Annotated in this window: 12 protein-coding genes; 5 read left to right on the forward strand and 7 right to left on the reverse strand. The window is 69.9% G+C overall.

The features are described from left to right. Window positions 1-14 precede the first annotated feature (14 nt). Window positions 15-1,031 (reverse strand): Bug family tripartite tricarboxylate transporter substrate binding protein, encoded by a 1,017-nt coding sequence (locus tag AC57B8_RS12310; RefSeq protein ID WP_496479744.1) that lies wholly within the window; start codon window positions 1,029-1,031, stop codon window positions 15-17. A gap of 99 nt (window positions 1,032-1,130) precedes the next feature. Here AC57B8_RS12310 and AC57B8_RS12315 point away from each other — a divergent pair, with 99 nt between their 5' ends. After that, a complete protein-coding gene (locus tag AC57B8_RS12315; RefSeq protein WP_095743373.1) occupies window positions 1,131-2,030 on the forward strand; it encodes a LysR family transcriptional regulator in 900 nt (299 codons plus the stop codon). 63 nt (window positions 2,031-2,093) lie between these two features. Continuing rightward, window positions 2,094-2,819, forward strand: coding sequence for a DUF3053 domain-containing protein (locus tag AC57B8_RS12320; protein WP_496479745.1), 726 nt, complete (start codon window positions 2,094-2,096; stop codon window positions 2,817-2,819). Here AC57B8_RS12320 and thiL read toward each other — a convergent pair whose 3' ends face one another. Then, complete coding sequence (gene thiL / locus AC57B8_RS12325) at window positions 2,820-3,776, reverse strand: thiamine-phosphate kinase (protein WP_354347964.1); 957 nt, start codon at window positions 3,774-3,776, stop codon at window positions 2,820-2,822. 136 nt (window positions 3,777-3,912) lie between these two features. Between thiL and AC57B8_RS12330 the strand changes: the two genes are divergently transcribed. Further along, window positions 3,913-5,052 (forward strand): helix-turn-helix transcriptional regulator, encoded by a 1,140-nt coding sequence (locus tag AC57B8_RS12330; RefSeq protein WP_496479746.1) that lies wholly within the window; start codon window positions 3,913-3,915, stop codon window positions 5,050-5,052. A gap of 82 nt (window positions 5,053-5,134) precedes the next feature. Continuing rightward, entirely contained in the window at window positions 5,135-5,920 is a 786-nt protein-coding gene (locus tag AC57B8_RS12335) for an SGNH/GDSL hydrolase family protein (protein ID WP_062483039.1), read from the forward strand. 13 nt (window positions 5,921-5,933) lie between these two features. On the opposite strand, the gene AC57B8_RS12340 is transcribed toward AC57B8_RS12335, so the two are convergent. Further along, a complete protein-coding gene (locus tag AC57B8_RS12340) occupies window positions 5,934-6,563 on the reverse strand; it encodes an isochorismatase family protein (RefSeq protein WP_496479747.1) in 630 nt (209 codons plus the stop codon). 107 nt (window positions 6,564-6,670) lie between these two features. Between AC57B8_RS12340 and AC57B8_RS12345 the strand changes: the two genes are divergently transcribed. Further along, window positions 6,671-7,660 carry a GlxA family transcriptional regulator gene (locus tag AC57B8_RS12345; RefSeq protein ID WP_496479748.1) on the forward strand — a complete coding sequence of 330 codons (990 nt, stop codon included), beginning with the start codon at window positions 6,671-6,673 and terminating at the stop codon, window positions 7,658-7,660. Window positions 7,661-7,669: 9 nt separating this feature from the next. Here the strand turns inward: AC57B8_RS12345 and AC57B8_RS12350 are convergent, their stop codons facing one another. Genes AC57B8_RS12350 through apaG form a run of 4 tightly spaced genes read right to left on the reverse strand, consistent with a single transcriptional unit; the run spans window position 7,670 to window position 12,571 of the window. After that, the gene (locus AC57B8_RS12350; RefSeq protein ID WP_095743380.1) at window positions 7,670-8,893 is read right to left on the reverse strand and encodes a YbdK family carboxylate-amine ligase; all 1,224 of its coding nucleotides are present in this window, start codon (window positions 8,891-8,893) and stop codon (window positions 7,670-7,672) included. Continuing rightward, on the reverse strand, window positions 8,890-10,161 hold the full coding sequence (locus tag AC57B8_RS12355) for a cation:proton antiporter (RefSeq protein WP_062480997.1): 1,272 nt from the start codon (window positions 10,159-10,161) through the stop codon (window positions 8,890-8,892). Before AC57B8_RS12355 ends, AC57B8_RS12350 begins: the two co-directional genes overlap by 4 nt. After that, window positions 10,158-12,131 (reverse strand): transporter-like protein TlpB, encoded by a 1,974-nt coding sequence (gene tlpB / locus AC57B8_RS12360; protein WP_496479749.1) that lies wholly within the window; start codon window positions 12,129-12,131, stop codon window positions 10,158-10,160. The genes AC57B8_RS12355 and tlpB overlap by 4 nt, the downstream gene beginning before the upstream one ends. 44 nt (window positions 12,132-12,175) lie before the next feature. Continuing rightward, window positions 12,176-12,571 carry a Co2+/Mg2+ efflux facilitator ApaG/CorD gene (gene apaG / locus AC57B8_RS12365; protein ID WP_062481013.1) on the reverse strand — a complete coding sequence of 132 codons (396 nt, stop codon included), beginning with the start codon at window positions 12,569-12,571 and terminating at the stop codon, window positions 12,176-12,178. Between the last annotated feature and the right edge of the window lie 46 nt (window positions 12,572-12,617).

Consider the following 12,617-nt stretch of genomic DNA (forward strand, 5'->3'; position numbering starts at 1 on the left):
TATCGGCTTGTCGTTCAATCGAGCTTGATGTGGGCGTCCTGGATCACCTGGGCCCATTTCTTCGTCTCGGCGCGGATGTAGCTGTCGAAGGATTCGACCGAGCCCGGCGCCGGTTCCACGCCGAGCGCGCGCATCGCGGTCTTCACCTGCTCGTCGCCGAGCGCGGCGTTGAACTCGGCATTGAGCCGCGCCACCACCGGTGCCGGCGTGCCGGCCGGCGCGACCACGCCGAACCAGCCGGTCGAGTCGTAGCCCGGCAGGCCGGCCTCGGCCACCGTCGGCACCTCGGGCAGCATCGGCAGGCGCTGCGGGCTGGTCACGGCAAAGGCGATCAGCTTGCCGGCGCGGATCTGCTGCAGCGACGAGGGCAGGTCGACCACCGCCAGCGGAATCTGCCCGCCCAGCACGTCGAGCGCCGCCGGGCCCGAGCCGCGGTAGGGCACCTCAACCAGCCGCGTGCCCGCCATCTGGTTGAACAGCGCCGCCGACAGGTGCATGGCCGTGCCGTTGCCGCCATGGCCGATCGACAGCGTGCCCGGCTTCGCCTTGGCCAGCGCGATGAGTTCGCGCTGCGTCTTCGCGGCCACTGAAGGGTGGCCCACCAGCACGAAGGGAATGGCCGCCAGCATGCCCACCGGCTTGAGGTCTTTCTGCGGATCGAAGGGCATCTGCGGGTACAGGCTCACGTTGGCCGCCAGCGCGCCCGCCGCGCCCACGCCCAGCGTGTAGCCGTCGCCCGGCGCCTTGGCCACCAGCGTCAGCCCCACGTTGCCGCCCGCGCCGGGACGGTTGTCGACCACCACCTGCTGGCCCAGCTTCTCGTTCAGGCGCGGCACCAGCATGCGCACCACGCCGTCGGCGCTGCCGCCGGGCGGGAAGGTCACGACCATGCGGATCGGCTTGGTGGGGAAATCGCCCGCCGGGGCTTGCGCCAGCGCGGTGCCGGCCACCAGCGCGCCGGCCACGGCCCACAGCAGTTGCCTGCGTCGCCCACGAAATGCGTGCATGCCGCGGGCGATGGGTGCTGTCATTCGGGCCTCTCCTTGAATTCGGTGCTTTGATCGGAGATTGAACGATGGCAGCATTCATTCGTAAATCAAGAAATTCCGAATGATTTTTCAAATTTTCTGATGAATACGAACTTCAGTCCTACGATCCGCCAGCTGCGTGCGTTCCTCGCGGTCTACCAGCTGCGCAAGCTGGGCGCCGCGGCCACGCGGCTGTTCGTCACGCAGTCGGCCGTGAGCATGCTGATCCGCCAGCTCGAAGAGGGCCTGGGCACGCGCCTGTTCGACCGCACCACGCGCGCGCTCAAGCCCACGGCCGCAGCCGAACAGATGATTTCCACCGTCGAGCGCGTGCTGCGCGACGTCGATTCGCTCTCGGCCGATTTCCGCGAACTCGCCACGCTGGAACGCGGTCGCGTGACGCTGGCCATCACGCCCACGCTGGCCGGGTTTTTATTGCCCGATGCGCTGCGCGCCTTCGGCGAGCAGCACCCGAAAGTTCGCGTGCTGGTGAACGACTGCGCACCCGACCAGTTCCTGTCGCGCATCCTCGGCGAGCACGTCGACTTCGGCATCGGCACGCCCGAGCGGCCCGGCCCCGAGGTCGAGGTGCAGCGCCTCATGCGCGATCACCTCGCCGTGGTGTGCCGCACCGACCACCCGCTGGCCAAGGCGCGCGTGGTGCGCTGGTCGGACCTGGGCCGCCACCCCGTCATCACCGTGCGCCCCGGCTACGGCGTGCGCCCGCTGATCGACGGCACGGCGGCGGAGGCGGGCGTGACGCTCGACGTGGTGAACGAGGTGTCCTTCCTGTCCACCGCGCTGTGGATGACGGCGGCGGGCATGGGCGCGTCGATCATGCCGTCGGCGTTTGCGCGCGCCGAGAAGAACCCGGTGCTGGTTGTGAAGGTGCTCAGCGCGCCGCGCGTGGTGCGCGACATCTCGATCGTCACCAAGCGCGGCCATTCGCTGTCAGCGGCGGCGCGGGCGTTCATCGAGGCGCTGAAGCAGAGCCTGCAGTAGCCGTGGGCGCCGGCCGGTCGTATGCTGGCCGGTCATTTTCTTCGCGCGAAAGCAGGTGCCTCCATGACAACAACCACACGGTCCCGTTTCTCTTCCGGCTGGCTGTGCCTCGCGTTCGGCCTGGTGCTGTCGATGCTGCTCGTGGCCTGCGGCAACAAGGAGGCCGAGCAGCGCAGCGCCTTCATCGCCTACCTGCAGACCCGCGTGCTCGACAAGCCCGGCTTGCGCGTGCCCACGCCCACCGCCGAAGAAAAAGCATCGTTCGGCGACTACGCGCAGCACTACGCGGTGATCACCGATTTCAACGAAGGCATGAACAAGTCGGTGAGCCAGCCGATGACGCAGGTCATGGCCAAGGGCGCGCTGCGCTCACTGGCCGACCTGCCGGCGCGCCGTGACGATCTCAAGGCCGCCAAGGAGGGCCTGGGCGGCTTGCGCTCCGCGCTCGACCAGCAGCTGGCCAAGGCCGACGCGGCGCGCGCGCAACTCAAGCAGCCCGACGACCTGAAGCAGGTCTACGGCAAGGCCTACGAGAAGACGGTGACGACGCCCGCCGCCACCTTCAAGGAGGTGTTCCCCGCGCTCGACGCCGTGTTCGACAGTGCGCTGGCCATCGGCGATTTCATGGAGAAGAACAAGTCGAAGCTGCAGGTCTCCGGCGCTTCGCTCACCGTGACCGACCCCGCGGTGAGGGCCGAGCTCGACAAGATGGTGCAGCAGCTGGGCCGCCAGTCGGCCGCCATCAACACCGCGCAGGACAAGATGCGCGCGATGCTGCGCGGCTCTTGATCAGACGAAGTGGTCGAACGAGCCGAAGCGCTGTGACACCGGTGCGCCGCCCGCATCGACGATGCGAAGCCCCGCGTCCGCTTCGATGCGGCCGATGCGTGTCACGCGCGTGGCGCTGGCTTGCCCGGCCTGCTCCACTGCCGCACGCGCCGAGGCCGGCGCGGTGAACACCAGTTCGTAGTCGTCGCCGCCCGAGAGCGCGCAGGTGCGCAGCGCCTCGGTGGGCAGGCCGGCCGTGTCGACGGCGATCAGCGCGGTGGTGGCGTCGGCATCGAGCGTGGCGCCCACGCCGCTGGCCGCGAGGATGTGGCCCAGGTCGCCGATCAGGCCGTCGCTCACGTCCACCGCCGAGGTGGCGATGCCACGCAGCGCCTGGCCCAGCGCCACGCGCGGCGTGGGTTGTTCCATGCGTGCGCGGGCCTGTGCGAAGGCCTCGGCGGGCAGGCTCAGCGTGCCGCGGAACACCTCGAGCGCCAGCCGCGCATCGCCGAGCGAGCCGCTCACCCACAGGTCGTCGCCCGCACGCGCGCCCGAGCGCAGCAGCGCGGCGCCGGCCGGCACTTCGCCGAACACGGTGATGCAGATGTTGAGCGGGCCGCGCGTGGTGTCGCCGCCCACCAGCTCGCAGCCGTGGGCGTCGGCCAGCGCGAACAGGCCGCGCGAAAAACCTTCGAGCCAGGGCTCGTCCACGCCGGGCAATGCCAGCGCCAGCGTGAAGGCCAGCGGCTTCGCGCCGCAGGCGGCCAGGTCGCTGAGGTTCACGGCCAGGGCCTTGTGGCCGAGCCGGGCCGGCTCCACGGTCGAGAGAAAGTGCCGCCCCTCCACCAGCATGTCGGAGGACACGGCGAGCTGCATGCCCGCGGCCGGCGCGAGCAAGGCGCAGTCGTCACCCACGCCCAGCGGCGAGCGCGTGGCGGGGCGTTTGAAATAGCGTGTGATCAGGTCGAATTCACCCATGGGTGCGAGAGCATAACGACCTGGCGCGGGGCCGCCCGCCGCGGCGCCCGCGGGAAATGGGGGCTGACACTGGAAGCATTTTGTAATACCGTCATGCAAGCGGATACACCGAAAGTCCAAACAGGAGGAGGCCGCCATGACAGCCATCGTGCAGGGAGGCGTGTCCGCCGACGCAGACACCGACCGGATCGTTGCCTTGCTGTACGACGGGATCACCTGTCCCGGCGACTGGTACGACGCGCTCGATGCCATGCGCGAGGTGCTCGGCGCCGCCTGCTTTCACACGCTCACGGTGCGCCGCGCCGACTGCTCGGTGGTGGGCGCGGGGCTCGCCAACCTGGAGAGCCCGCCCGACAAGGTGCGCGAGTACGAGCAGCACCTGGCGCGCGACGACATCCGCATGCAGATGCCGGTCAACGCCCCGCTGGGCACGCCGGTGACCGACCACGCCTACTTCGGCGCGCGCACGCTGTCGCGCAGTCCGATCTATGTCGACTGGCTCGCGCCGCTCGGCCTGCGCCACACGCTGGCGATGGGGCTGCGCGCCGACGACGACACGCGCGAGGTGCTCGGCTTCATCCGCCCTCGGGCCGAAGCGCCCTACGGTCCTGAGAGCGAGGCCTTCTGCCGGCGCCTGTCGCCGCACCTGGTGCGCGCCAGCGAACTGCGCGCCCGCATGATGCAGCTGGGCGAGCACGCGGCCACTGGGCTGTCGGCGCTCGACGCGCTGCCGCAGGGCATCGCCGTGGTCGACGAGGCCTGCCGCATCGACCACCTGAACGCGCGCGCGGCGGCGTGCGCGGGCCGCGGCGGCCTGTTCGACAGCGCGCAGGGGCGATTGCGGCTCGCGTCGTCCGCGCTGCAGTCGGCCTTCGAGCAGCGGGTGCGCGAGGCCTGCGCCCCGGCCGGTGGCGCGCGGGCCGGCGTGCTGCACCTGCCCGTGGCCGGCAGCGTGGTCCGCATCACGGTGCTGCCGCTCAAGCCCTCGCACCCGCTGGCCGTGCTGCGCCAGCGCCACCGCGCGCTCGTGGTCTTCGCCCATCCGGCCGAGGCGGCGCCCGTGGAGCCGCGGCAGCTGGAAAGCCTGCTCGGCCTGAGCCCGACCGAGGCGCGGCTCGCGCTGTTGCTGGCGAGCGGCAAGACCGTCAAGGACTTCGCCGCCGCGCAGCACTGCTCCGAACACACGGCGCGCAGCCACCTGCGCAACGTGATGCGCAAGACCGACTGCCACCGGCAGGCGGAGCTGGTGCTGCTGGTGCAGTCGCTGCGGGACTGAGCAGCAGGTTCTACTGCGAACGGGGGATGGCGCCGCGCGGCGGTTGCGAGAACCATGGCGCCCTCTACACGAGGAGTTCGCCATGGCTGTCTACTGGGACGAGACCAAGATGCAGATGGGCCCGCACGGCACCGCGACCATCCTCGCCTTCGGCGATTCGTGGTTCTGGTACCCGCTGCCGGGCGGCAGCCTGCTGAACTTCCTGGGCGACGTGGTCGGCGCGCGCGGCCACGTGATCCTGGCCAAGGGCATGAACGGCGCGGAAGCCCAGGACTATGTGGAGGGCAAGTACCGCAACGCCGTGCGCGAGTCGCTGCGCCTGTACGGCCCGACGCTGTCGGCGGTGTTCATCAGCGGCGGCGGCAACGACTTCGCGGGCTTCAACGACCTGCGCCCGCTGCTCAAGTCCGATTGCACGGGCGAGACCCAGGCCGCGCAGTGCTTTCGAAACGGCAAGGGCGGCTTCGACCAGTTCCTTGTCGACATGGACGAGCAGTACCGTGCGCTCATCGGCCTCATCTACACCCGAACGAGCGTCGACTGCCACATCGTCATGCACAGCTACGACTACGCGCCGCCCACGGGCAAGGCGCTGTTCGGGCGCGAAGGCTGGCTGCGTCCGGCGCTGGTCGACGCGGGCGTGGCGCCCGAGCTGTTCAAGCCCTGCGTCGACCACCTGATCGACGGCTTCCACGGCATGCTGCAGAACATCGCCGCGGGCGACCCGCAGCACCTGCACGTGGTGGACAGCCGGGGCACGCTGGGCCCGACCGACTGGGCCAACGAGCTGCACCCCAACGGCCGCGGCTTCAAGAAGATCGCGGTTCAGCGCTGGCAGCCCGTGCTGCAGCCGCTGAACCTGGCCTGAACTCTTGTGAAGTTCAGACGCCGCGCGCGCGGCGGTTGGACATGACCACGTTGTCCTTCTCGATCGCCGCGCCGGCCTTGAGCGCCGCGACCCACGCGTCGGTCGTCGCCACGGCAGCGAAGTTGCTGTGGAACACGACGCTGAAGACGCGGTGGATTTCCTCGGCGCTCACGTGGCCAGCTGCGTTCTCATAAGGCAGCGCGCCGGTGGCGTCCGACAGGAACTCCACGTTCAGCCCGCGGTGCATGGCTTCGAACACGGTGGAGGCATCGCAGTTCTGCGTCATGTAGCCGGTCACGCTCAGCGTGTCGATCTCGTGGCGCGCGAGCCAGTCGGCGAAGTCGGTACCGGTGAAGACGCTCGGGAAGGCCTTGGTGATGAGGTGGTCGCGCGGGCGCTGGGCGATCTCGGGGTGCAGCTGGCCGTGGAAGTTGTCGGCCTGGAAGACCGGCGCGCCCTTCGGCGCGTGGTGCTGCACCACCACCACCGGCACGCCGGCCGCGCGGGCCGCGTCCATGGCCTGCGCGATCTTCGGCAGCGAGCTTTCGACCGGCGGGTATTCGATGGGCAGGCCGCCGCCTTCGAAGTATTCGTTCTGCACGTCGATGACGACGAGGGCGCGGCGCGGTGCGGACTGGCTCATGGGTATCTCCTTCGGTGGTTGTGTGTGTGTCTGGAATGGCTCGATTCTTCGCGCACCGCGGGTTTTGCGACAGTGGCCCGAAAGCCATTCATCGATAAGATCGGGCCATGCGCTCATCTGCCGTTGAAACCATCGCCGAGACCATTGCCGTGGTCGCCTTCGACGGCATCAGCCCCTTCCACCTCTCCGTGCCCTGCATGGTGTTCGGCGAAGACCGCACCGACACCGGCGCGCCGCGCTTTCGGGTGCAGGTCTGCGCGCCCGAGCCGGGGCCGCTGGCCACCAATGCGGGCTTCGCGCTCGTGGTGCCGCACGGCCTGGAGGCGATCCGCCGCGCGCAGATCGTGGTGGTGCCGTCCTGGCGCGACGACGGCCGGCCCGCGCCGCCCGCGCTCATCCGCGCGCTGCAGGCGGCGCACCGGCGCGGCGCCACCGTGGTCGGGCTGTGCCTGGGCGCCTTCGTGCTGGCCGAGGCGGGCCTGCTCGACGGCCGGCCCGCCACCACGCACTGGCACCTGGCCGCGGCGTTCGCCAAACAGTACCCGCAGGTCGTGCTGCAGCCCGAGGTGCTGTACGTGGACGACGGCGACGTGCTCACCTCGGCGGGCACGGCCGCGGGCATCGACTGCTGCCTGCACCTGCTGCGCGTGCGCTACGGCGCCGACACCGCGAACCGCGCCGCGCGGCGCATGGTCGTCGCGCCGCACCGGCAGGGCGGTCAGGCGCAGTACATCCAGCAGCCCGTGCCGGCAGCGGCCGAACGTGACCGGCTCACGCCGCTGCTCGAATGGCTGGGGCGGCATCTGCAGGTGCCGCACGAACTCGATGACCTCGCCCGGCGCGCGCTCATGAGCCGGCGCACCTTCACGCGGCGCTTTCGCGAATCGACGGGCACGACGGTCGGCCAGTGGCTGCAGAACCAGCGCCTGGCGCTGGCGCAGCGGCTGCTCGAAACGACCGACCGCTCGGTGGAGCGCGTGGCGGCCGATGCGGGCTTCGGCTCGGCGGTGCTGCTGCGCAAGCACTTCGCCACGGCGTTCAAGGTGTCGCCGACGGTGTACCGCCGGCAGTTCTCGCAAGAGGCCGTGACGGCCTGACCTGCGAACTCAGGCCGCGCCGCGAAAACGCAGCGAGGCCTGGCGCACCACTTCCGCCAGCAGCCGTTCCTTGCCCTGCTTCTCGCGCAGCCAGCGTGCGTCGTTGCGGTTGGCCTCGACGCTGGTGCGAAGCTCGCCCAGCGCCTGCGTGGCGTTGAGCGCCTCGCTGTGCCATTCGAGCTGGGTCATGGTCATCAGGATGTGGTCGCGCAGCGGCATGTGCTGGCCGCTGGCCGGGTCGACGTACACGGCGTCCAGGCCGAAGCGGCAGGCCTGGAAGCGGTTGTAGGTGTAGACGAGGTAGTCGTCCTCGCTCGGCTCGAAGGGCTGCTCCTGCAGGAACCACGCGGCCAGCGACTGCACATAACCCGCGAGCGCGGCGGCGCGCTCGATGGTGAGCGGCGTGTCGAACACGCGGATCTCGATGGTGCCGAACTCGGGCTTGGGGCGGATGTCCCAGTAGAAGTCCTTCATGCTGCGCACGACGCCGGTGCGGGTCATGCGCTCGAAGTAGGCCTCGAATTCCTTCCAGCTCGTGGTGAAGGGCGCGCGGCCCGAGAGCGGGAACGCGAACACGGAATTGAGCCGCGCCGAGTCGAACTGCGTGTCCTGCCCCTGCACGAACGGCGAGGATGCCGACAGCGCGATGAAGTGCGGGATGTAGCGCGACATGCGGTGCAGCATCAGCAGCGCCGAGTCGGCGTCGGGGCAGCCGATGTGCACGTGCTGGCCGAAGATGGTGAACTGCTTGCTCAGGTAGCCGTACAGCTCCGACAGCTCGCGAAAGCGCGGCTTGTCGTAGATGCGCCGCTCGTGCCACTGCTGGAACGCATGCGTGCCGCCGCCGACCACCGCGATGTTGAGCTTGTCGGCGTTCTTGATAAGCGCCTCGCGGATCGGCGACAGCTGCGTGATCACGTCCTGCGCCGAATGGCAGATGTCGGTCGAGATCTCGATCATGCTCGAGGTCATCTCGGGCACCACGCTGCCGGGCAGCGGCGTCTGCGCCATCAGGCGCAGCATGTCCTCGGCGTACGGTGCGAGGTCGTAGTCGTGCGTGTTCACGAGCTGCAGCTCGAGCTCCACGCCCAGCGACAGCGCCTCCGACTTGTTGAAGGGCTCGAGCTTGACGGCGCGGCTCGCCGGATCGGCGGGCAGCGGCGCGGAGCGCACGTCGTCGCTGTCCGGATCGATCGGGAGGACGGAGGTGGGGTTGCTGTTGCTGCTGCTCATCGCTGCGTGTCTTCCGTGGTGCTGAAGGCCTGTGGCGTCCAGGGGACCGAACTCTCGCCCACGGCGTGGATCGCCACGGTGGCGAGCACGGCGCCCATCACTTCCATCAGCAGGATCGAGGGCAGGGCGACCTGCGTGATCATGGTGCCCAGGAGCGGCGAGGCCGAGGCGAAATTGGAGGCGATCAGCAGGGCGATCGACGACAACGGCGTCATCGCGCAGCCGACCCAGAAGGCCTGCTTCCAGCTGGCGCCGCTGCCCGGGTTGGCAATGGCCACGCCCGAGATCTTGGTGACCAGGCGCACGCCGATCACGGCCAGCACCACGCTGGCCACGGGCAGCGTCCAGTCGGCCTGCGCCGCCACCATCGACACCAGCACGAACATCAGCATGGTCAGCAGCGACGAGGCGGTGCCGAGCTGGCGCTGCCAGGCCCAGGGCTTGGGGTTGAGCGTCTTGAGCAGCACACCGCCGATCAGCGCCGCCAGCGGTGCCGAGCCGCCGATGTGGGCCGTGAGCGCCGCGCCCGCCGCGATGATCGCCAGCAGCAGGATCGAGGTGTTCTCGCTGTTCGGGCTCATCACGCGCAGCGCCGAGCGCAGCGCCAGCGCCATGATCGCGCCGACCACGAACGACATGCCCAGCACCACCGCCACCGGGTAGAGCTTGAGCATCAGCGACTGCGGCGCGCGCTCGATCAGGCCGGCCTGCGCGTAGCCCAGCGTGAGGGCGTAGAAGGTGTTGAGCGTGGCCAGCGTCATGGCGCGTTCGGTCACCGGGCCGGCGGCGCGGGTGTCCATGATCACGCGGCTGAGCACGGCGGGTGAGGCGACGATCGCCATCAGCGCGATGGGGTTGGCCACCGGCTCGGGCAGGCCCAGAAGAATCAATATCCAGTACACGCCGAAGTAGGTCAGCCCCGCCTCCAGCAGGCTCTGCACCAGCACCATCGGGTTGTGGCGGAACCAGCGCAGCGGCAGCCGCCCGCCGGCCTCGAACAGCACCACGGCCGCGCCCAGCTCCAGCAGGAACAGGCTGATGCCGCGCAGCGGCCAGATCGCGCCCTCGAAACCGGCAAAGCCCACCACCGCGCCCACCACCGAATAGCCGATGACCTTGGGCATCCCCAGGTAGCGCTGCACCAGGTGGCCGGAGGCCGCGGCGGCGGCCACCAGCAGGGCCCAGAGCACGGTGGGCAGGCCGGCCGAGGGGCGCGCCCATTCGGCCCAGAAGCCCTGGAGTTCGGCGAGGAGTGCGGTCAGGTTCATGTAGGCAGGAAGAAGCTCACCGGCCGGCTGCGCCAGCGGGCCCAGATCGCGCTGCGGATGCGGGCGCGGTCACCGAGGCTCACGCTGTGCGCGCGCAGCGCCAGACGGAAAGCGAAGTAGAAACTCACGCTCACATTGAGCGCGCCGATCACCGGGATCGCCGCAACCGCCCACCACAGGGCCGGCTGGTGCAGTGCCGGCAGGCCCATGGATGCCGCCGCGGCCGCGATCTGGCCGGCCGACAGCGTGACATGGCGCACATCCAGCCCGAGCCCGAAGAAGCCCGCGAACGCGGGCAGCAGTCCGAGCATGAGTCCCAGCGAGATGTTGGAGGCGAAGCCTGAGATGTGTGTGCGCATGAAGGCGGCCCAGCGACGGGCCCGGGCGGCACCGAGAAAGGCGCCGATGCGAGGGTTGTAACGCATGGCGGAGTCCAGGCGATGCAGGACAAAGGCGTTTTCTGTCCATCCGGCGATGATGCTGGACGAAAACAGCAGGATGCCGGTGATTGCCGCGAAAAGCACGGTCGGTCCGAGCAGCGACAGCGAATGCAGCGTCGAGGCCGCATGCGCCGCGTCCAGCAGCGGCCGGCCCAGCGCGGCCTGCCAGCCCAGCACCAGCAGGCCCACCGCCGGCACCACCAGGAGCACGTTGCCCAGCACGGCCGCCACCTGCGAGCGCACGAGGTTGGCCACCTCGTCGACGAACTGGCCCACGGCGTCGTCCGACTTGATGTCGCGCAGCCGCGCCGCCATCGCGGGCGCGGTCATGGCCGGCTGCTTGGTGGCCAGGGTGAGGTGCAGCAGCTGGATCGCCACGAAGCTGGCCGCATACATGAGGCCCGCGGCCAGCCCGCTCCAGAAGGCCGACAGGGCCAGCGCGTAGATGCCGAACTTGGCCAGCACCGTCAGCGCCGTGAAGGCGCCGCCGCCGGCGGCCTTCTTCACCATCTGCAGGTAGCTGCGGCGGTCGCGGGTGATGTAGTGCTCGCCCGTCTCGGCGCTGCGCTCGGTCACCTTGGCCGCGAGCATCGACGAGTTGGAGGCGATCAGCGCGCGGATGCTGTTGCGCTCACCGCCCGCCAGCACCAGCTTGCCGACCAGCCGCGCCATGCTGGGCCCCGGCACGGGCGACATCAGGCAGTCGAGCAGCTCGCGGATGCGCAGCACGCGCTCGCGCAGCTGGCGCAGCCGGAACACCAGGCCGACCGAGATGCCGTTGTCTTCCAGGTGCGTGTAGACCGACGAGGCGCTGGAGCGGCAGGCGTCGAGCCGGTCGCGGAAGGCCACGAAGGCGGCCTGCAGCGATTCTTCGTCGCGCGGCAGGGCAAACATCTGCTCGCGCAGCGCGTCCAGGTCGGCCATGAGGGCGTGGAAGGGGCGCGCCTCGCCGGCTTCGGGGCTGATGCGCAGCCTCAGCTCGGGCGAAAAGCCCGTCGCCACCACCTGGCTGCAGCAGTAGGTGACGGCGTCCATCACCGTGTGGCGCCAGCGCGCCGAGCCGTCGGGCATGGGCGCGGCGTCGGCCAGCAGCGCGCCGATGCGCGCGAGCTGGGTGTCGTCGAGCAGCGCGATCCAGCCGGCGTCGAACACGCCGGGCAGCACCAGCCGGAACAGGTCCGAGGCGTCGGTGGTCTCGGGCGTGCCCGGCAGGATCTTGCGGCGCATGCGTTCGCCGAACTCGCTCAGGAAGGCGGTGCGCGGCGCAAAGCCGTAGTCGGCCAGCAGCGCCGTGAGGTCGACCGACTGCGTGAACGCGCGCCACCAGGCGCGCAGCCGGTCGCACAGCTCGGGCCGTGCCTCGACGGCGTCGAGCAGCAACTGCACGCGGCCGATGGCGGCCTGCGGCGAGGCGCGGTCGCCGCGCAGCCAGTCGAAGAGGTTGATGAGCCAGATGTGGCGCTGCGCCACATCGGCCGTGGGGTCGAGGCCGGCAAGCAGCCCCTGCAGATCGCGCGATGCGGCAGCCATGGGGGAGCGGAAGAGAAAAGAAAGAAAAAGAGCGCGTCGCGCGCTCAGTGCAGCACCCGGGAGACCGGGGCGCCGCCAATGTCGGCTTCGAGCACGAACATGGGAACGGGCACGTCGAAGCGCTCGCCTTCTTCGGTCACCACGAAGAAGCTGCCATGCATGGTGCCGCTGGCCGCCTGCAGGCGGCAGCCGCTGGTGTAGCGGAACGATTCGCCGGGCGCCAGCAGCGGCTGCTGGCCGATCACGCCGAGGCCCTTGACCTCCTGCGCATGGCCCGAGGCGTCGTTGATGAGCCAGTGGCGCGCGATCAATTGCGCGCCCACCGTGCCCACATTGGTGACGGTGATCGTGTAGGAGAAGGTGTAGACGTTGTCCTTGGGCGAGGACTGGTCGGCCAGGTAACGCGGTTCGACCTGTACGCTGAAGGGGCTGTGTGACATGGGGCGCATGGTAACGGAGGCCTTTCCTCGGACTTCCGTCGGCTGC

The organism is Variovorax sp. BGA-UO-ETr-C22 (genome assembly GCF_059567965.1).

Coding starts and splice junctions, on each gene's coding strand:
- AC57B8_RS12340 (WP_496479747.1), bottom strand. CDS start 6,563: ATGAGCCAGTCCGCACCGCGCCGCGCCCTCGTCGTCATCGACGTGCAG.
- AC57B8_RS12320 (WP_496479745.1), top strand. CDS start 2,094: ATGACAACAACCACACGGTCCCGTTTCTCTTCCGGCTGGCTGTGCCTC.
- AC57B8_RS12350 (WP_095743380.1), bottom strand. CDS start 8,893: ATGAGCAGCAGCAACAGCAACCCCACCTCCGTCCTCCCGATCGATCCG.
- AC57B8_RS12355 (WP_062480997.1), bottom strand. CDS start 10,161: ATGAACCTGACCGCACTCCTCGCCGAACTCCAGGGCTTCTGGGCCGAA.
- AC57B8_RS12330 (WP_496479746.1), top strand. CDS start 3,913: ATGACAGCCATCGTGCAGGGAGGCGTGTCCGCCGACGCAGACACCGAC.
- tlpB (WP_496479749.1), bottom strand. CDS start 12,131: ATGGCTGCCGCATCGCGCGATCTGCAGGGGCTGCTTGCCGGCCTCGAC.
- apaG (WP_062481013.1), bottom strand. CDS start 12,571: ATGTCACACAGCCCCTTCAGCGTACAGGTCGAACCGCGTTACCTGGCC.
- AC57B8_RS12315 (WP_095743373.1), top strand. CDS start 1,131: ATGAATACGAACTTCAGTCCTACGATCCGCCAGCTGCGTGCGTTCCTC.
- AC57B8_RS12335 (WP_062483039.1), top strand. CDS start 5,135: ATGGCTGTCTACTGGGACGAGACCAAGATGCAGATGGGCCCGCACGGC.
- thiL (WP_354347964.1), bottom strand. CDS start 3,776: ATGGGTGAATTCGACCTGATCACACGCTATTTCAAACGCCCCGCCACG.
- AC57B8_RS12345 (WP_496479748.1), top strand. CDS start 6,671: ATGCGCTCATCTGCCGTTGAAACCATCGCCGAGACCATTGCCGTGGTC.
- AC57B8_RS12310 (WP_496479744.1), bottom strand. CDS start 1,031: ATGACAGCACCCATCGCCCGCGGCATGCACGCATTTCGTGGGCGACGC.